This is a genomic window from Phocaeicola acetigenes, from assembly GCF_027529745.1.
In the GTDB taxonomy this organism is placed as follows: domain Bacteria; phylum Bacteroidota; class Bacteroidia; order Bacteroidales; family Bacteroidaceae; genus Phocaeicola; species Phocaeicola acetigenes.
In genome coordinates this window covers 274,691-292,699 of record NZ_JAPZVM010000004.1, presented here as the reverse complement: position 1 = coordinate 292,699, position 18,009 = coordinate 274,691, and the positions used below count along the sequence as shown (strand labels likewise).

Annotated in this window: 15 protein-coding genes, 2 tRNA genes and 1 other RNA gene; 8 read left to right on the top strand and 10 right to left on the bottom strand. The window is 40.7% G+C overall.

Annotation, left to right across the window (positions count from 1 at the left end; all coding sequences use genetic code 11):
• Window positions 1–139 precede the first annotated feature (139 nt).
• Together O6P32_RS07575 and O6P32_RS07570 are read left to right on the top strand one after the other, a co-directional pair.
• A complete protein-coding gene (locus O6P32_RS07575) occupies window positions 140–343 on the top strand; it encodes a hypothetical protein (RefSeq protein WP_178266593.1) in 204 nt (67 codons plus the stop codon).
• A gap of 46 nt (window positions 344–389) precedes the next feature.
• Window positions 390–995: a riboflavin synthase gene (locus O6P32_RS07570; RefSeq protein ID WP_178266592.1), complete on the top strand. Its 606-nt coding sequence runs from the start codon at window positions 390–392 to the stop codon at window positions 993–995.
• Window positions 996–1,003: 8 nt separating this feature from the next.
• Here O6P32_RS07570 and O6P32_RS07565 read toward each other — a convergent pair whose 3' ends face one another.
• Window positions 1,004–2,317 carry a YihY/virulence factor BrkB family protein gene (locus tag O6P32_RS07565; RefSeq protein ID WP_178266591.1) on the bottom strand — a complete coding sequence of 438 codons (1,314 nt, stop codon included), beginning with the start codon at window positions 2,315–2,317 and terminating at the stop codon, window positions 1,004–1,006.
• Between the two features lie 25 nt (window positions 2,318–2,342).
• An RNA gene (rnpB, locus tag O6P32_RS07560) (RNase P RNA component class A) lies at window positions 2,343–2,706 on the bottom strand.
• A 257-nt stretch (window positions 2,707–2,963) separates the two neighbouring features.
• Here rnpB and O6P32_RS07555 point away from each other — a divergent pair.
• Window positions 2,964–4,463, top strand: coding sequence for a Do family serine endopeptidase (locus O6P32_RS07555; protein WP_178266590.1), 1,500 nt, complete (start codon window positions 2,964–2,966; stop codon window positions 4,461–4,463).
• A gap of 506 nt (window positions 4,464–4,969) precedes the next feature.
• Here the strand turns inward: O6P32_RS07555 and O6P32_RS07550 are convergent.
• From O6P32_RS07550 to O6P32_RS07535, 4 genes are read right to left on the bottom strand one after another with little or no spacing between them, the layout of a single operon-like run.
• Window positions 4,970–6,226 carry a lytic transglycosylase domain-containing protein gene (locus tag O6P32_RS07550; RefSeq protein ID WP_178266589.1) on the bottom strand — a complete coding sequence of 419 codons (1,257 nt, stop codon included), beginning with the start codon at window positions 6,224–6,226 and terminating at the stop codon, window positions 4,970–4,972.
• Window positions 6,227–6,229: 3 nt separating this feature from the next.
• Complete coding sequence (locus tag O6P32_RS07545) at window positions 6,230–7,039, bottom strand: DUF5683 domain-containing protein (RefSeq protein WP_269877762.1); 810 nt, start codon at window positions 7,037–7,039, stop codon at window positions 6,230–6,232.
• A 12-nt stretch (window positions 7,040–7,051) separates the two neighbouring features.
• Window positions 7,052–7,945, bottom strand: a complete 894-nt coding sequence (locus O6P32_RS07540) for a ParB/RepB/Spo0J family partition protein (protein ID WP_269877760.1) — start codon at window positions 7,943–7,945, stop codon at window positions 7,052–7,054.
• A 6-nt stretch (window positions 7,946–7,951) separates the two neighbouring features.
• Window positions 7,952–8,719, bottom strand: a complete 768-nt coding sequence (locus O6P32_RS07535; protein WP_178266587.1) for a ParA family protein — start codon at window positions 8,717–8,719, stop codon at window positions 7,952–7,954.
• A 259-nt stretch (window positions 8,720–8,978) separates the two neighbouring features.
• Here O6P32_RS07535 and surE point away from each other — a divergent pair, with 259 nt between their 5' ends.
• Both surE and lpxB read left to right on the top strand, forming a co-directional pair.
• Window positions 8,979–9,746, top strand: a complete 768-nt coding sequence (gene surE / locus O6P32_RS07530) for a 5'/3'-nucleotidase SurE (RefSeq protein WP_269877759.1) — start codon at window positions 8,979–8,981, stop codon at window positions 9,744–9,746.
• Window positions 9,743–10,876, top strand: coding sequence for a lipid-A-disaccharide synthase (lpxB, locus tag O6P32_RS07525; RefSeq protein WP_269877758.1), 1,134 nt, complete (start codon window positions 9,743–9,745; stop codon window positions 10,874–10,876). The genes surE and lpxB overlap by 4 nt, the downstream gene beginning before the upstream one ends.
• A 94-nt stretch (window positions 10,877–10,970) precedes the next feature.
• On the opposite strand, the gene O6P32_RS07520 is transcribed toward lpxB, so the two are convergent.
• The 3 genes from O6P32_RS07520 to rsfS form a co-directional block, all read right to left on the bottom strand.
• Window positions 10,971–11,810: a phosphatidate cytidylyltransferase gene (locus O6P32_RS07520; protein ID WP_269877757.1), complete on the bottom strand. Its 840-nt coding sequence runs from the start codon at window positions 11,808–11,810 to the stop codon at window positions 10,971–10,973.
• 194 nt (window positions 11,811–12,004) lie between these two features.
• Window positions 12,005–14,020 carry an ATP-dependent zinc metalloprotease FtsH gene (gene ftsH / locus O6P32_RS07515; RefSeq protein WP_269877755.1) on the bottom strand — a complete coding sequence of 672 codons (2,016 nt, stop codon included), beginning with the start codon at window positions 14,018–14,020 and terminating at the stop codon, window positions 12,005–12,007.
• A 34-nt stretch (window positions 14,021–14,054) separates the two neighbouring features.
• A complete protein-coding gene (gene rsfS / locus O6P32_RS07510) occupies window positions 14,055–14,414 on the bottom strand; it encodes a ribosome silencing factor (RefSeq protein WP_178266582.1) in 360 nt (119 codons plus the stop codon).
• A 282-nt stretch (window positions 14,415–14,696) separates the two neighbouring features.
• On the opposite strand from rsfS, the gene O6P32_RS07505 reads away from it, so the two are divergent.
• Both O6P32_RS07505 and O6P32_RS07500 read left to right on the top strand, forming a co-directional pair.
• Window positions 14,697–14,767, top strand: a tRNA-Gln gene (locus O6P32_RS07505).
• A gap of 48 nt (window positions 14,768–14,815) precedes the next feature.
• Window positions 14,816–14,886 (top strand) — tRNA-Gln (locus O6P32_RS07500).
• Between the two features lie 443 nt (window positions 14,887–15,329).
• Here O6P32_RS07500 and O6P32_RS07495 read toward each other — a convergent pair.
• Window positions 15,330–16,547, bottom strand: coding sequence for an S-adenosylmethionine:tRNA ribosyltransferase-isomerase (locus tag O6P32_RS07495; protein WP_269877753.1), 1,218 nt, complete (start codon window positions 16,545–16,547; stop codon window positions 15,330–15,332).
• A gap of 142 nt (window positions 16,548–16,689) precedes the next feature.
• Between O6P32_RS07495 and O6P32_RS07490 the strand changes: the two genes are divergently transcribed.
• Entirely contained in the window at window positions 16,690–17,739 is a 1,050-nt protein-coding gene (locus tag O6P32_RS07490) for a DUF2027 domain-containing protein (RefSeq protein WP_269877752.1), read from the top strand.
• Window positions 17,740–18,009 lie beyond the last annotated feature (270 nt).

Below are 18,009 nucleotides of genomic sequence, written 5' to 3'. Positions count from 1 at the left end.
TCTCGTTTTCCGCTCAAAATGATTAGTAGTAATCCTTGCAATCAGCTTTAAGAAGATTGTGAGGATTTTTTTTATTTCTTATTGTGGTGCTTCGTGTATTTTGATATATTTGCGGCTGTTTTATTTATATACAGACAAGATGAAAACATACGATATCTATTTTACAGACGGGAGATCGACTGATAACAAAGGTTTTTCAATAAAGACTGAAGAGAAGGCGATTCATATGGCTGAAGATATGCTGGAAAAAGGAAACAGTTATATTAGAGAATACGCCGGAGGTACAATTATGGTAGTCGATTCGGAGGGAGAGATGGTTTGGAGCAAGCCTATTCCCGATTGATGAATAAATAACAGGAATAATAATATTAAAAAATAGAATTAAGCTTATGTTCTCAGGAATAGTAGAAGAATATGCAGAAGTTGTTAAGGTGGTAAAAGATCAGGAAAATCTTCACCTTACTTTGAAGTGTTCGTTTGTGGATGAATTGAAGATAGACCAGAGTGTATCTCATAATGGAGTATGTCTTACAGTGGTCAGCATTCAGGATGGTACTTATACTGTAACAGCCATGAAGGAAACCATTGAACGCTCTAATATTGGACTTTTGCAGGCGGGAGATAAGGTAAATGTAGAACGCAGCATGATGATGAATGGTCGTTTAGACGGTCATATCGTACAGGGACATGTAGATCAGACTGCTACTTGTGTGGCAATCGATGATGCAGAAGGAAGCTGGTATTTTACATTTAAGTATGATTTCAATCCCGAAATGGCCAAACGTGGATATTTTACCGTAGATAAAGGTTCGGTTACTGTCAACGGAGTCAGTCTTACTGTATGCAATCCTACAGAAAATTCATTTCAGGTAGCCATTATTCCTTATACATACGAACATACCAACTTCCATACTTTCAAGGTAGGAAGTATTGTAAATATTGAGTTCGATATTATCGGCAAGTATCTAAGCCGTATGATGCAGCTCACCAAATAAAGAGAATATCAGAGATCTTTCAATAAAATCTGATTGTTATGGTAAATATACTCGTCGCGGGCTTTTACCAAAGCCTCCCAAGAAGCTGAGTATTGTTTACGATCTATTTTGAATGCTTCTGAGCCGGTTGAATCTAGTCGACTCAGGAGCATTCCTACTGTCAGACGGTTGATATCCATTCCCGGCACATAACCGGTATCTTTCCGGTTGTCCTCATTTCCTGCTTCGTAGATGAGATGCATATCCTGCAATTCATACAGAATCTTCTTGGTCAGACGGATTGGTATTTTATGTTCCTTGCTTATTTCTTCGGCTGTATAAGGCTGTTTCCCCTGAGCGAACTGTTTGCAGATAGCAGACAGGATGATGGTGCAGAAAAAATCATGGTAGCGCCGACTGATATTGGCGGTTTCCTTGCCAAATTCAAAAGAAGTGAGGTTCTGGCTTACATAGCTCATTTCTGCTCCAAACAGGCAGATGGTCCATGATATTTGTGCCCATAACAGAAACATGGGGATTGCTGCAAAACTTCCATAGATGGCATTGTAGTTTGAAAGCCATATCTGACTGTTGATATAAATGTATTGGAATGCCTGAAAAGCACTTCCTGCCAGAATACCCGGCAACCAGCTATGCCGCAGGCGTACTTTGGTATTAGGAATAAAGATAAATAAACCGATAAACATTCCCCATGTAAGTATATAAGGAATCATGCGTACCACAAACTTTAAGATGGGGGTCAGCAGCAAAAAGTTATCCATGCTTTTGATATAGGTCGTCATAAAGATTGTCAGACCACTGGAGATGACAATCAGCAACGGCAACAGAAGAATCATGGAGAAATAATCGGTAATTTTACGGAATACACTTCTGGGATGTTTTACCTGCCAGATAGCGTTGAAACTCCGTTCGATATTGTCTGTCAGAATCAATATAGTCCACAGCAACATAATCAGACCTACTCCAATGAATACTCCGCTCTTGGCATGAAGCAGATACGAATTAATCCATGAGATGATAAGTTCTGCCTGCTGTTCAGTCATGCTTTGACGCAGATTGTTCTCGATAATTAAATCGAATCCGAAGCCACGGGCAATGGCAAAAAGTATAGCCAATATGGGAATAATGGATAACAGAGTACTATAAGTCAATGCAGCGGCACGTACCTGAATTCTGTCATTCAAAAATTGTCGAACCGATAAAATGGGGATTTTGATGCAGGCATATAACTTTCGTTGGATAGGATTCAGCTCGTCATCTGTGATTCGCCAGATATCGTACTGGAAGAAATGCAGCCATTGGTTTATTCGGTTCTTGTTCATAGTAGTGAGGGGATGAAATTAAAGAAAAAGCAGTCAGTCTATAAGCCGGGTTCTGTTCCTTATAAAAATAAGGTGTCTGTCATTTATCTACGCCTGCTGTCACCAGCAGGCTCTAGCGGTCTACCCTCCGACGTGGGGCGAGCAACCCTCATTAATGCCGGTTTACATGACCTTACAACTCCTAAGATGCACAGCCCGCATATCGCTATACGGCTGGTAGGCTCTTACCCTACCTTCTCACCCTTACCTTTTCCCGAAAGAAAAGGCGGTTATTTTCTTCTGCATTACTCCACCCTCGCGGGCAGCTTTCTGTTAGGAAGTAGGATGCTCTGTGTTGCCCGGACTTTCCTCTTGTACACACATGTACCAGCGACAAACCGACCAACTGCTTTTCACTGCAAAGGTACGCAAATAAACCGAAATGGCGACATAATTGGCAAAATATCCTGTGATACTGACAAAAATAACTGATAATGAATGTAAAATTGGCAGAATTGCCCGTTAATTGCGGTTAATGGGTGCTATGCCTTTGTTAAAAGAGAGAAAAAAGAACTGACAAGGAGTACAACCGTATAAATTTTGTTCTACTTTAGCAAATGAAATGTTAAACAAATAACGAAATTAACAATATAATAAGAATAGAATTATGAAAAGAGTAACTAAGTATGTAATAGGAACAGCGGCAATGTTGGTTGCCAGCGCAGGTGTAGCAGGAGTTACTGCTTATACCGTATTACAATCAAAAGATAATAAAGGTGAACTTTCCTTCAATGATGCATTCCAGACTAATCTGAATGCCCGGACAGCTGCCTTGTCGCCAGCAAACATGCAACCTGTAGATTTGACAAAGGCTGCAGAAAGTTCTTTGAATTCTGTTGTGCATATCATGGCTGTACAGCGCAGTAAAGTACAAACCATTCAGACTCAACCGGATTTCTTCGACTTCTTCTTTGGAGACGGCCAGGGACGTCGTCAGCAAGTACAGACTCCGGAACGTCGTGGTTTGGGGTCAGGTGTGATTATTTCGAAAGACGGATACATCGTAACCAATAATCACGTGATTGAAAATGCCGATGATATTTCTGTAAAACTGCACGACGGACGTGAAATGAAAGGCCGTATGATTGGTACAGACCCTTCTACCGACTTGGCTTTGATTAAAATCGAAGGTGATGATTTCCCGGCTATTCCGGTGGGTGATTCTGACCAGTTGAAAGTGGGAGAATGGGTATTGGCAGTAGGTAATCCGTTTAACTTGGGTTCTACAGTTACAGCAGGTATCGTCAGTGCCAAGGCCAGAGGCTTGGGAGCAAACGGTGTGGAATCGTTTATTCAGACCGATGCGGCCATCAATCAGGGTAACAGTGGAGGCGCTTTGGTAAATGCAGCAGGACAGTTGGTCGGTATTAATGCGATGCTTTATTCTCCTACAGGAGCTTATTCGGGATATGGTTTTGCCATTCCTACCAGTATTATGACGAAGGTGGTAACCGACTTGAAGCAATATGGTACTGTACAACGTGCGTTATTGGGTATTGCCGGACGTGATATGGGTAACGAAGTATATCCGGATGAAATCAAGAAGGAACAGAAAGAACTGGGTGCTACAGAAGGTGTACAGATTGTAGAAGTCACAGAAGGTGGTTCTGCTGATGGATTGCTCCAGAAGAACGATGTCATTATCGCAATGGAAGGTAAGAAGATAAAGAATATGGCCGAATTGCAAGGTACATTGGCTAAATACCGTCCGGGAGATAAGATTAAATTGACTGTATTGCGCGATAAGAAAGAGAAAGAATTTACAATTACCTTGAAGAATGCGCAGGGTAATACAAAAATCGTGAAGAATGTGGATATGCAGATTTTGGGTGCTGCCTTCCGTGAAGTGCCTCAAGATTTGAAACGTCAGTTGAACTTGGGTTATGGAGTGGAAGTAACCGGAGTCTCAGACGGACGAATGAAAGATAGTGGTATCCGTAAAGGATTCATTATTCTGAAAGCGAACAGCAAGCAGTTGAAAACTGTACAGGATTTGGAAGATGTAATGAAGGCAGCTTCACAATCTCCTGATCAGGTATTGTTCATGACTGGTATTTATCCGTCAGGAAAACGTGCAAATTATGCTGTAGATTTGTCACAAAATTAATAGGTATATAGATTGTGCTGATTGTTCATCTCGAAATCAGACGAAAGAAGAAGCCCGACATACAAGTCGGGCTTTTTCTTTTGGCTTCATCTTTTTATTTGATGCGACAAATTTAATTCCGTTTATATTCTTTTGCCTGGTACTTTCAAGTGATGAGTGCAGTTTTTCCTTGAAAAAACTATACTACTTTCAAGGAGAAACTGCACTCATCACTTGAAAGTACTGGAAATTCGTCTAACGAGGCAAGGCTATCTTTGAAGGAGCTGAAAAGATTACGTCGGGTTGTTTCCTTGCTCAGAAAGTTCAGTCCAAACGAATATGTGCTTCGATGCGGAAATCCCAATCGTTTTTCTCTAAAAATATATTTTATCTGGGTATGAAGACTGATGGATGAAAAATAAAAACAGAATCAACTGTCGTGTATCAGTAGATCTTCGTTTGTATTTAAACCTTCGAAGTACCGACAAGACAACTGATTCTGTTTCAGCCTCTGATAGGGTAGTGATTTATCGGATACGGATTGATTTTCCAGCCCGTATATTGCTTCCTTTTATTCCGTTCAGGCGGCGTAGCTGACTTACGCTGACACCATATTTTGCGGCAATACCGCCCAATGTTTCTCCGTTGCGTATTCTGTGGTATACGGCTTTACCCGAAGAAGATGATTTTGGAGTTGCAATAGCTACTGTAGAGCGGCGTTTCTGGTATACTTCCGGCTTATAGTTGTAGATGCTGTCTTCGTGTTCGATGAAACAGCTAATCATGTTGTTAGGCAAACGTAATGCATAAGGCTCTTCGTTGCCCGGAATAATGTCTTTCTTAAATTCCGGATTCAAGGCACGCAACTGGTCGATGTTGATTTTACAAACATCTGCTACTTGCTGCAAATGCAGGTTTTTAGATACCTGAATAGTATCGGTTCCTTCGGGCATGCGCATTTCCATCGGACTGATATTGTGTTCACAATAATATGTCATGATATAATTGGCAGCAATGAATGCAGGCACATATCCTCTGGTTTCCTTAGGAAGATAGTTGTACAAAGTCCAGAAATCTTTTTCTCCTCCGGCACGGCGGATGGCTTTATTGATAGTACCCGGTCCGCAGTTGTAGGCAGCCAATACCAGATTCCAGTCGTTGTATATTTCGTACAAATCTTTCAAGTAGCGTACTGCGGCACGGGTCGACTTGATAGGGTCGCGGCGTTCGTCTACCAGACTGTTGTTTTTCAACCCATAGATTTTGCCGGTAGTCAGCATAAACTGCCAGAGTCCGACTGCTCCTGCGCGTGAAGTTGCTGTAGGGTTGAGGGCCGATTCAATGACCGGCAGGTATTTCAACTCTTGTGGAAGGTCGTACAGGTCGAGTGCTTCCTCGAAGATAGGCATGTAGAAATTGTTTGCACTCAGCATAAATGCTACTTTCTGTCTCAAGCGAGTAGCATACATGTCGATGAATTTTCTTACCACTTCGTTGTAAGGCATTTCAATAATGGCAGGAATACGCTGCAGACGGTCGATATAGACCGAGTCGCTGACAACAGGATTGGTGGCGGTGCTTGTGCAGTTTTCCCCTAAATTGATATAGTTCTTGGATATCCAGTCTAAGTACAAACTATCTGTAGTAGACAACATACCTTCCGGTAAGTCAATTACCTGGTCAGTTCCACTGGCCGAGCGGACCGTTATGCTTTGTTCTGTCTGTTGTGCATACAGTGCAGAAGTACTTAGCAGAGTTAGTAAACCGATAAATATTTTTTTCATGGATTAAAATTTAATATTGCATTGTATGCCTATACCTTGCGGTCGGCCACGATATGCATCATTGAATATAGTAGGTTCCAGTGTCATGGTCAAGTCGTCCGAAATATCGAAGTTCGACAGCTCGGCATCCACATAGGCATCGACAACTGAAAGCAGATATACAGCAATAAAGGCAATGATACTTAGGTCTCGCTGACGTCGGAAAGCATCCTTGCGCTGGCGGAATATATTCTGATAATAGTCCAGATTATTCAAGACATCTTCCTTGGTTATACCGTTTTTAATGACATCCATGTAGCTATCGTTTTCTGGATTGTCGCTCATGATGTCCTGATAAGCCTGTGAGTAATCTTTGTACATTTTGGTATTCCAGGTAAGGGCATAGGTACATCCCAGGAATCCTCCGTAGATGATGGGGAGTTTCCAGTATTTATGATTGTAAATCTGTCCTGCACCGGGAATTACCAGTCCCAGCCAAATGGAGTTGTTGGGTACGGGCAACCAGCGTTTTTTCTTGGTTTCTGCAGGCTGTTGTTGTAACATTGTTTGCTGGATGGAATCGTTTTGGCGGATGAGTGCGGCTGTATCTACCGGAGCTTCCAGTTTTTCCAGTTCTTTTTGGTGGATATCCGACCATTCGCTTCTCACCGTATCCTGCAAAGCAATGCTGTCTGTATGATGATGCACCTGTATAGAATCTCCCCACAAACCGGATAGATTGGTTTGCCGGGCAGAAACTTCTGTTTGTGCTCCAAAGATGAAACACAAAATCAGAATTACAGATGATATGTATAGATAACGTTGTTGTCTCAATTTGTTCTTCTTTTATTCAGCCTTTAGTGTATCCAGAATTTCCATGATACGTTCCAAGTCGGCTTCGTTATTAAATGGAATACTGATTTTCCCTTTTCCTTTGGCACTGCATGACAGCTGTACTTTGGTTCCGAAAAAACTGCACAGATGGTTTTGCAGCATAGTATATTCTTCAGAAAGCTTTGCACCTTTGGGAGCGATTTTCTTTCCCCCCGATTCGATGCTTTCTCCTGAAGTGAGTGCTTTTACAATTTCTTCTACTTTACGAACCGAATATCCTTGAAGCAGAATTTCGTTGAAAATGCGGATTTGTGTCTTGGGATCGTCCAGTGCCAGCAAAGCACGTGCATGTCCCATGTCTATTTCCTTGTTCTTCAGAGCAACCTGTATCTGAGCCGGTAGTTTCAGCAGACGCAGATAATTGGCTATAGTAGTACGTTTTTTTCCGATGCGTTCGCTCAAACGTTCCTGAGTCAGTTCGTATTGCTCTATAAGATGCTGGTAAGCCAGCGCTATTTCCAGTGAATTAAGGTCTTCACGCTGAATGTTTTCTATCAGCGCCATTTCCATTACATTCTCATCGTCTGCCGTACGGATATAAGCAGGAATCGTTTTCAGTCCGGCCTGTATAGAAGCGCGGTAGCGTCGTTCTCCTGCTATAATCTGATAAGAATCTTCATTGAGTTTACGTAATGTGATAGGTTGGATAATACCTATTTCCGCGATGGAGTCTGCAAGTTCTTGTAAGGCTACCGGATCAAATTCGCGGCGAGGCTGATTGGGATTGACAGAAATCTTATTCAGCTCAATTTCGTTGATAGAAGAGGAGCCCGAAGTCTTTACTTCTTCGGTAGAAATCAATGCGTCAAGTCCTCTGCCTAATGCAAACTTTTTCTGTACTGCCATAGTTTTTTACTTGCTGTTTTTATTTATAATTTCGTTTGCCAATGCCAGGTGGTTCTTTGCTCCTGTAGAGTCTGCATCATACAAGATGGCCGGAATACCATGGCTTGGAGCTTCACTCAGTTTTACGTTACGCTGTATAATGGTCTTGAATACCAGTTCCTGGAAATGTCGTTTTACTTCATCATATATCTGGTTGGCCAGACGCAGACGAGAATCGAACATGGTGAGAAGGAAGCCTTCTATTTCCAATGCCGGATTCAATTTTGTTTTTATTATTTTAATGGTATTCAGCAATTTGCTGATACCTTCCAGTGCGAAGTATTCACATTGCACCGGGATGATGACAGAATCGGAAGCGGTAAGCGCATTGATGGTAATCAGTCCCAACGAAGGTGAACAGTCTATCAGAATATAGTCGTATTCACTTTTCATAGGTTCTAAGGCCTGTTTCATAATCTTCTCGCGATTTTCCAGATTCAGCATTTCAATTTCTGCACCGACAAGATCGATGTGCGAAGGAATGATATCCAATCCGTCAATATCGGTTGTATAAATCGCTTCTCTTATATCAGCTTGGTTTATCAGACATTCGTATATGGAGCAATCTATATCTTTTAAGTCTACTCCCAAACCGGATGAAGCGTTTGCCTGTGGGTCTGCATCGACTACCAGAACCTTTTTTTCCAGGGTAGCTAATGATGCAGCCAGATTAATAGTTGTCGTAGTTTTGCCTACTCCGCCTTTTTGATTGGCTAAAGCAATAATTTTTCCCATATTAATCAGTTTATTCTGACAGCGAAGTAACTAATAATAGCGGAGAGTACCTATCATCTGACCCTATATTTCGTAAGATGTGTTGATAACTCACTGCTTTTGTTAATAACTTGAGCAGGGCAAAGATACATATTTTTACTTAATTATGCTTCTAAGTTTGAGAAGATTAAGATTTGTAAACGCAATGTAGTCTGAGGATTGCTTGGGCAATCGCCTGAAAGATTGTACCTTTACTGCCATAAATAAAATAAGTAGAATTATGGCTAAAGAAAGACCGCTTTTATTGTTGTCGAATGATGATGGGTTTAATGCAAAAGGTATACGTGAATTGATAAAGGCTCTACGTCCGGTTGCAGATTTGGTTGTGGTAGCGCCAGACGGTCCTCGCTCAGGATCATCGGGAGCAATTACTTCTGTGCAGCCCTTGCAGTATTCGCTGATACAACAAGAACCGGGATTATTTATTTATAAATGTACAGGGACGCCTGTAGACTGTATTAAGCTGGCTTTGTTTGATATCGTAACGCGTGTTCCCAGTATGGTTATCGGTGGTATTAATCATGGAGATAACTCTTCTGTCAATGTACATTATTCGGGTACTATGGGAGTGGTAATAGAAGGTTGTCTGAAGGGGATTCCTTCGGTAGGCTTTTCGTTGTGTAATCATGCGGCAGATGCCGATTTCTCACCAGTCCTACCTTATGTACGTTCTATTGTAGAAAAGGTGCTGGAAAAAGGTCTTCCCAACGGAACTTGTCTGAATGTAAACTTCCCGGATACAGCGGAAATAAAAGGTGTACGCGTTTGCCGTCAGACCAATGGGGTGTGGATTAACGAGTTTGTAAAGACAGAAAACCCACGCGGAGGACACAGCTTTTGGCTGACAGGGGACTATTGTAATCTGGAAGTGGGAGCAGAGGCAACAGATCATTGGGCTTTAGACAACGGATATGTGGCAATTACTCCGACAAAAGTGGATGTGACGGATTATAAGTTGATGGAAGAATTGAAAACCTGGAACTTATGAAATATTACCTGATTGTAGGAGAGGCATCGGGCGATTTGCATGCTTCTAATTTGATGAAGGCTTTGCAGCAGGAAGATCCACAAGCTGAATTTCGCTTTTTCGGAGGTGATTTGATGAAAGCGGTGGGAGGTACCTGTGTGAAGCATTATAAGGAATTGGCTTACATGGGGTTCATTCCTGTGCTGTTGCACTTGCGTACTATTTTCCGCAACATGGATTATTGTAAGCACGATGTGGAAGCATGGCGTCCGGATGTTTTGATTTTAGTAGATTATCCGGGCTTTAATCTGAAGATTGCTGAATATATTAAAAAGCATACACAGATTCCAGTGTATTATTATATCTCTCCTAAAATCTGGGCATGGAAAGAGTATCGCATCAAGAATATAAAACGGGATGTAGACCGTTTGTTCTCCATTCTTCCTTTTGAGGTCGATTTCTTTAAGAAGCATCAGTATCCGGTATGTTATGTGGGTAATCCGTGTGTAGATGCTGTAGACGAATTCCGGAAAAAAGGACAGGAAACTGCAGAAACATTCCGAACAGTCAATTCTTTGGACGGACGGCCTATTATTGCCTTGCTTGCCGGTAGCAGGAAGCAGGAAATAAAAGATAATCTGTCTCGCATGATAGAAGCTGCAAAAGATTTTCCGGAATATCAGTTTGTAGTGGCTGGAGCACCCGGTATCGATCCTTCTTTCTACCGTGAGTACATGGCTGCTGATACGAAGATTGTATTTGGACAGACTTATCGTTTGTTGCAGCAGGCTGAGGCTGCTTTAGTTACTTCAGGTACAGCTACATTGGAAACCGCTTTATTTCGTGTGCCGCAGGTGGTATGTTATTATACAGCAATGGGTAAACTGGTTTCTTTCCTTCGTCGGCATATCTTGAAAGTGAAATATATTTCGCTGGTTAATCTGATAGCAGATAAAGAAGTGGTTACAGAGTTGGTAGCCGACGGTATGACTGTGGAGAATGTGAAAGCGGAACTTTCGGCTATTTTGGAAGGAGGAGATTCCCGAGCCCGGATGCTAGATGATTATGATTGCCTGATAGAACGTTTGGGGGCTCCCGGGGCTTCCGAAAGAGCTGCCAAGGCTATTGTCTGTTCGTTATGGAAAAGATAATATTATAAAGTGTGATTATAAAATAAGCGTGAGCAATATATTCCGATATATTGTTCACGCTTATTTTTTATGGCCTTATTATTGAGGCAGGGTGTTATACCAATGAAATAACATACAGATAAACTACTGCGGCCGGTACAGCCATTAGGGTACTGTCGAAACGGTCGAGCATTCCTCCGTGACCGGGAAGGATGTTTCCGGAATCTTTGATACCTAATGTTCGTTTTAGCAAAGATTCTGTCAAGTCGCCCCATGTTCCGAAAATGACTACAGTCAGTCCTAAGCCAATCCATTGTGCTACGGTCAGGAAGTCGAAGAAGTGAGCTAAGACGATAGCGGCTACAATGCTGAATGCTGCTCCTCCGATAGAACCTTCCCATGATTTTTTAGGAGAAATTCTTTCGAACAAGCGATGTTTTCCAAAAAGCATACCTGTGCAGTAAGCGCCTGTGTCGTTTACCCAGTTGAAAATAAAAATAGACAAAGGTAAAATTGGGTTATACTGTGATATACCTTCTGCTTCTGTCGTATGGTAAGCCAATACATTAAGCAGGGCAAAAGGTAAAGCGATATAAAGCTGGCTCATCATTCCATAGGCCCAGTTATTGATAGGATCTTTACGTTTCATGTAAAGCTCACTGATAAGCAGATACATGATCAGAAACAGGTAGGGGATAAAGATTTCGTATGTACCCGGTACTACTCCTGTATAACTGAAGCAAAGAAAGAGGAATACACCTGATAATACGGTAATACGCTTATTCATCTGAACCTTTCCGGTACGGTTTACGATCGTACCGAATTCATGGATCGTTAATGCACTAATTAGTGCAAAAAGGATGGTAAAGGGAATTCCACCTCCCAAAATACATCCTATCAGTACAGCTATGAAAATTATACCTGTAATGGCTCGTTGGATAAAGTTGCTCTTCACGGCAATATTTTTTGAGGGTTAATGTTTACTGAGTTTATGAGTTCTTCAATTTTGATTTGAGGTCTTTGTCTTGCTGAATCCTTAAATATAAGGAATGCAAATTCAGACGTTGTTCTTTCAAAACTTTGACTTTATAAGAAGCAAAGAATCTGTGCACAAAAAACAGGCTACAGATTCTTTACTTTTTCTAATTCTTATTGTTGCTTTTCTTCACTTGCAGAAGTCGTTTCAGTTTCAGGAACTTTTGCTTCCTGCGGTTGGGCTGTGTTTTCCTCAGAGTTGCTTTCTGCAGTTGTTTCTGCAGCCATGATTTCTTCGGAGCGTGAAGCCCACGGACGTTTGCCGAAAATCTTTTCTACATCTTCTGCAAAGATTACTTCCTTATCTATCAGCAATTGTGCCAACTGATTATGACCTTCTTTGTGCTCCTGCAATAACGCTTTTGCACGTGCATACTGCTCATTGATCATCGATTGAACTTCTTTGTCTATCAGTTCGGCAGTATGTTCACTATAAGGCTTGTTAAAGCTGTATTCATCGTTGCTGTAATAGCATAAGTTAGGTAACTTGTCGCTCATACCTGCATAGGCAATCATGCCATATGCTTGTTTGGTGACGCGTTCCAAGTCGTTCATGGCACCGGTAGAAATGTGTCCGATAAATACTTCTTCGGCAGCTCGTCCTCCCAGTGTAGCACACATTTCATCGAGCATCTGCTCTTTAGTCGTTATCTGTCGTTCTTCGGGCAGATACCAGGCTGCTCCAAGGGCACGTCCACGTGGTACGATGGTCACTTTAATCAATGGATTGGCGTGTTCCAGGAACCACGAGATAGTAGCATGACCCGCTTCGTGCAATGCAATGGCACGCTTTTCTGCTGCAGTCATTACTTTGGTTTTCTTTTCCAGTCCTCCTACAATACGGTCGATAGCAGCAAGGAAGTCATCTTTTCCTACAGCGGTTTTAGAATGACGTGCGGCAATCAATGCGGCTTCGTTACATACGTTGGCAATATCTGCACCGCTAAATCCTGGTGTCTGACGTGATAACAAATCAATATCTACACTATCATCCAGTTTCAATGGACGCAGATGTACTCCGAATACTTCCTTACGTTCGTTCAAATCGGGTAAATCTACATAGATCTGACGGTCGAAACGTCCTGCACGCAATAACGCTTTATCCAAAATATCCACGCGGTTTGTAGCTGCAAGAATGATTACGCCGCTGTTTGAACCGAATCCATCCATTTCAGTCAGCAACTGGTTCAATGTATTTTCACGTTCGTCATTTCCTCCCATACTGGGGTTTTTTCCACGTGCACGACCAACGGCATCAATTTCGTCAATAAAGATGATACAAGGTGATTTTTCTTTTGCCTGACGGAAAAGATCGCGTACTCGTGAAGCACCTACACCGACAAACATTTCTACGAAATCGGAACCTGAAATAGAAAAGAATGGTACGTCTGCTTCACCTGCTACAGCTTTAGCAAGTAAGGTCTTACCAGTTCCCGGAGGGCCAACCAACAAAGCGCCTTTAGGAATCTTTCCTCCCAAATCGGTATATTTTTGCGGCTGTTTCAAAAAGTCTACAATTTCTTGAACTTCCTGCTTGGCTGCTGCTTGTCCTGCTACATCTTTGAAAGTAACACGTGTAGAACCTTTGTCAAACAATTGTGCTTTACTTTTTCCAACGTTGAATACGTTACCTCCGCCACCAGCTCCGGCTCCACCGCTCATGCGTCGCATAGCAAACATCCAGATACCAATCAGAAGAAGGAACGGAGCAATGTTCCAGAATATCATTCCGAAATAATTGTTTCTCTTTTCGTAATTGATAGTACCGGTAAAATGTCCTTCTGTCTGTTCTTGCTCAAGAAATTTGTCTAGCGATTCTATTGAACCGACTTCTACAGTTATGGAAGGACTTCTTCCTACTTTACTAGCATCTTTTTTAAATACGTCGACAATATGTTCTGGTTTGATTTGCATTTCCACCGTATTGTCATCGTAGGCGGTAATTTTACTTGCATAGCCTTTACTTACCATGTCTTTGAACTCGGTGTAGGTTACCTCCTTGCTGGCACTACCTCCGTCGCTGGTAAATAATAGATAAGCAAATACTGCCGCTATTACAATGTACAGCCACGTCAGATTAGGGCGGGGAACATTGATTTTCGGCTTGTTATTATTTAAATTTTCGTTCATAATTCATCTAAAAAGTGTTTATGGATTTAAAATATCAGTCTAAATCAGGAATGTGAGTAAGTTTTGCATCAGCCCACAAGTGTTCCAGATTATAGAAATCTCTTACTTCCGGTAAAAATACGTGTACTAACACATCGCTGTAATCCATAGCTACCCATTGTGCATTACGCAATCCGTCGATAGCATATACTTTGTTTCCTGTTTCTTTGCGAACATAGTCTCTTATTGAATCGACAATTGCTGCTACTTGACTAGGGGAGTTTCCTTGGCAAATTACAAAATATTTGCAGATTGTATCTTCGATGTTGGTTAAATCAGCGATTACGATGTTTTTCCCTTTTTTCTCTTGAATGCCTTCAGTTATTTTTTCTACTAAGATTTTTGTTTCGTTCATTCTTTCTTATTTTGTTCTATTCAAAGTTATCATTAATATATGTCTGGCAAATATACTTGCTTTTCTGTATATCACGAAAGAAAGTGCTTTAATTCTCTTTCTCTTTTTTATATTTTTAGTGATAAAAGTTCTCTTTAGATAGAAATACGATGAGGTAAAGACATCGTATTTTTAGGAAAAGAAAATATTTTCTTGAAAAAAAAGTGATAAATGCTTTGTGTGTTCAAAAAATGTTGTACCTTTGCACCGTCAAAACAAAAAGATGACAACATCTTGTGATTTTGGGCTATGGTGTAATGGTAACACAACAGATTCTGGTCCTGTTTTTCTTGGTTCGAGTCCGAGTAGCCCAACTCACTTAAAGACATGGAGGTCCTCACGGAGAGGATATCTGTTAAGTTTGGGCTATGGTGTAATGGTAACACAACAGATTCTGGTCCTGTTTTTCTTGGTTCGAGTCCGAGTAGCCCAACAAAAAGCACTTCTAACTGGAAGTGCTTTTTTATTATATATCAATTAAATCAAAAAGAAAGGTTGTCTGTTCTCACAAACAACCTTAGTTCGGTGTAATTGTATTTGTATTCTTCTGAAAACACTGCACTTATTTAGAGTATTGTCCATAGATGGCTATGGCACTCCATTGCAGATTTCTTTTTACCACCTTAAAAAAACTTTTTACCTGTTTCATCATTTACTTTTGTTTAGTTTATTAGTGTCGTTTTTCCCTGTTTTACAGAGTTTAATAATGTGCTCGTTTAGTTGTTTGTCCATGTTATCCGACGCAAATATATTCTCTTTTATGAGTAGTTGTTCTTTGATAAATGGTATATAATAAAGAAACACGGCTTTTCTTGACTTTTATCAAGATAAAACCGTGTTTCTTCTATGGGGTTGATAAAGTTATATATTTCTATTTTACGGTATTAGCAGTGATGAATCTCCATAACTCAGGAAGCGGAAATCATGGCTGAGTGCATAATCGTAGATACTCTTCCAATTTCCTTTTACAAAAGCTGAAACCAACAGTAACAGGGTGCTTTGTGGCTGATGGAAGTTGGTAATCATCTTTTTTACTATTTTATATTCATATCCTGGTGCAATGATAATTTGAGTACTGGTATGAAGAGTCTCCAGCTGGTGTCTCTCCATGTAATTCAGTATCTGCTGTAATGCTTCTATAGTACTTAAAGAAGAGGAAGTTTCATAAGGTTGCCATTGTTTTACATGTAATTCTTCCTGACTGGCATCCGGGTGTTGACTGATTGTAGTTCCTATATAGTACAAACTTTCCAATGTTCGTACAGAGGTAGTTCCTACTGCAATAGCTTCTCCCTGATGCGCAAGCAATTTTTCAATGGTGCGGCGATTGACAGAGATGTATTCTGTATGCATTTCGTGACCTTCTATTTCTTCGCTTTTCACAGGTTTAAAAGTACCTGCTCCTACATGAAGAGTTACTTCTTCCAGATCGACACCTTTTTCTGCCAGCGAATCTAATACTCTTTGAGTGAAATGTAAACCTGCTGTAGGCGCTGCTACTGAGCCTTTTATTTTGGAATATACGGTTTGGTAGGTTTCTTTATCGCTTTCCTGTGTTTCCCGGTTGAGGTAAGGAGGGATAGGAAGTTCTCCAAACACTTCGAGTATATCCGCAAAAGTCACCTCGTCATTGTTCCAGGTAAAATCTACCCAATGGCTGGTCCCGTGACAAGCTCCGCGTGTGGCAGTAAGAGTGAGCGGTTTTCCTTTTACGGTGAGTTCCTTCTGCAGACTGCCTTCTTTCCATTTTTTCAGGTTACCAATCATGCAGAGCCAGGCAGCATGTTGGGTTTGCTGAAAATTGAGGGCATAATCATTAGGCTGGATAGGTTCCAGGCAGAATATCTCGATCAAGGCACCTGTCTCTTTACGGAAATGAAGGCGGGCTTGGATGACCTTTGTATTATTGAATATCATTAAGCTACCCGATTCCAGATAGTTGGGTAATGAAGTGAAAACTGTTTCGCTTATTTCGCCTTTTCGGTATACCAGAAGTTTAGATTGATCTCGTACCGGAAGAGGAAATTTAGCAATACGTTCTTCTGGAAGTGGATAATTATAATCGTTGATTTTTATGTGTTTTGTTTCTTCCATCTTGTCAGTCAGTTAGTTTATAGTTTGCAAAAGTATAATATTCCTAGTTTATATAGATGAAAAGGGTTGATTTTTTTATTAAATATTGGAGGTGTATTTCTTTAAACTCTTTACTTTTGTATGAATAAAAAAATGAACAAATATGAAAATAGGAGATAAAGTCCGCTTTCTGAGTGAAGTAGGAGGTGGAATAGTACGAGGATTTCAAGGAAAAGATATTGCATTGGTGGAAGGAGAAGATGGTTTTGAAATTCCAATGCTGATAAAAGAGTGTGTGGTAATTCAGACAGACGATTATAACATTCCGTTGAAGTCGGTATCAAAGCCTGAACCTGCGGTTGTAGAAGAAGAACCGGAAGAGGAAAAGCCTATTACCTATCGTGCACCCGAAATTCGTGGAAACGATATATTGAATGTGTTCCTGGCTTATGTACCTCAAGATGTAAAAGCTATATCTTCTACATCTTTCGATGCTTATCTGGTAAACGACAGCAATTATTTTATCGATTATTTGTATTTGTCGGCTGAAGGAAAAAGCTGGACACTGCGCAGCAGAGGTACTGTGAAACCCAATATGAAACTTCATTTGGAAGAATTTGAAAAGAGTGCATTAAATGGAATGGAGCACGTGGCAGTACAATTGATTGCTTACAAAGACGACCGTACATTCCTGCTGAAACCGGCAGTTTGTCAGGAAATTCGTATTGATACGGTAAAATTCTATAAGCTGCATACTTTTCAACCGTCTGAATTCTTTGAAGAGCCAGCTCTTATTTACGATGTAGTGCGTGATGATGAAACTGTAAAGCAGGTTTTTGTTTCGGCTGATGATATAAAGGAAGCTTTGTTGAAGAAAGCTCAGCCGGAGGTGCCGGGAAAGCTCCAGCGTAAACAGGCCAAAATGAAAAATGATTTGGTGGAAGTCGATTTACATATCCATGAATTGCTGGATGATACTACTGGGATGGGGAATGCAGAAATGTTAAGTTATCAGTTGGATGTATTCCATAAAACGCTTGAAGAATATAAAAATAAAAAAGGACAGAAAATTGTCTTTATTCATGGAAAGGGGGATGGAGTGTTGCGCCGTGCCATTTTGGATGAGTTGAAGCGGAAATATAAAAATTACTCTAGTCAGGATGCTTCGTTCCGTGAGTATGGTTTTGGAGCTACAATGGTTACTATTCATTAAAGAAAGAAGATAAAAAAGAAAAGAGAACGCTGTCGCAGCGTTCTCTTTCTATTTAACACATAGGCATCTTCATTTTATCAAAAGGTTATATCGATATATACCCTTTTGAACTTTTATTCTATGGGGTTGGGTTATAGTCTAGTTTAGTTTATATCCTATGTCTTTTTGGCTGTGTGTTTTTTCTCTTTTTAATATCTTCTGTAATTAGAAGTGCAATTCGTGTGCCAAAGTCTGTAGAATATGTAACTTGTTGATTAATAAGATAAATGC

What these genes read in the sequence shown, in the direction of transcription:
- O6P32_RS07575 (WP_178266593.1), top strand. Translation starts at nt 140, where the DNA reads ATGAAAACATACGATATCTATTTTACAGACGGGAGATCGACTGATAAC.
- O6P32_RS07570 (WP_178266592.1), top strand. Translation starts at nt 390, where the DNA reads ATGTTCTCAGGAATAGTAGAAGAATATGCAGAAGTTGTTAAGGTGGTA.
- O6P32_RS07565 (WP_178266591.1), bottom strand. Translation starts at nt 2,317, where the DNA reads ATGAACAAGAACCGAATAAACCAATGGCTGCATTTCTTCCAGTACGAT.
- O6P32_RS07555 (WP_178266590.1), top strand. Translation starts at nt 2,964, where the DNA reads ATGAAAAGAGTAACTAAGTATGTAATAGGAACAGCGGCAATGTTGGTT.
- O6P32_RS07550 (WP_178266589.1), bottom strand. Translation starts at nt 6,226, where the DNA reads ATGAAAAAAATATTTATCGGTTTACTAACTCTGCTAAGTACTTCTGCA.
- O6P32_RS07540 (WP_269877760.1), bottom strand. Translation starts at nt 7,945, where the DNA reads ATGGCAGTACAGAAAAAGTTTGCATTAGGCAGAGGACTTGACGCATTG.
- O6P32_RS07535 (WP_178266587.1), bottom strand. Translation starts at nt 8,719, where the DNA reads ATGGGAAAAATTATTGCTTTAGCCAATCAAAAAGGCGGAGTAGGCAAA.
- surE (WP_269877759.1), top strand. Translation starts at nt 8,979, where the DNA reads ATGGCTAAAGAAAGACCGCTTTTATTGTTGTCGAATGATGATGGGTTT.
- lpxB (WP_269877758.1), top strand. Translation starts at nt 9,743, where the DNA reads ATGAAATATTACCTGATTGTAGGAGAGGCATCGGGCGATTTGCATGCT.
- ftsH (WP_269877755.1), bottom strand. Translation starts at nt 14,020, where the DNA reads ATGAACGAAAATTTAAATAATAACAAGCCGAAAATCAATGTTCCCCGC.
- rsfS (WP_178266582.1), bottom strand. Translation starts at nt 14,414, where the DNA reads ATGAACGAAACAAAAATCTTAGTAGAAAAAATAACTGAAGGCATTCAA.
- O6P32_RS07495 (WP_269877753.1), bottom strand. Translation starts at nt 16,547, where the DNA reads ATGGAAGAAACAAAACACATAAAAATCAACGATTATAATTATCCACTT.
- O6P32_RS07490 (WP_269877752.1), top strand. Translation starts at nt 16,690, where the DNA reads ATGAAAATAGGAGATAAAGTCCGCTTTCTGAGTGAAGTAGGAGGTGGA.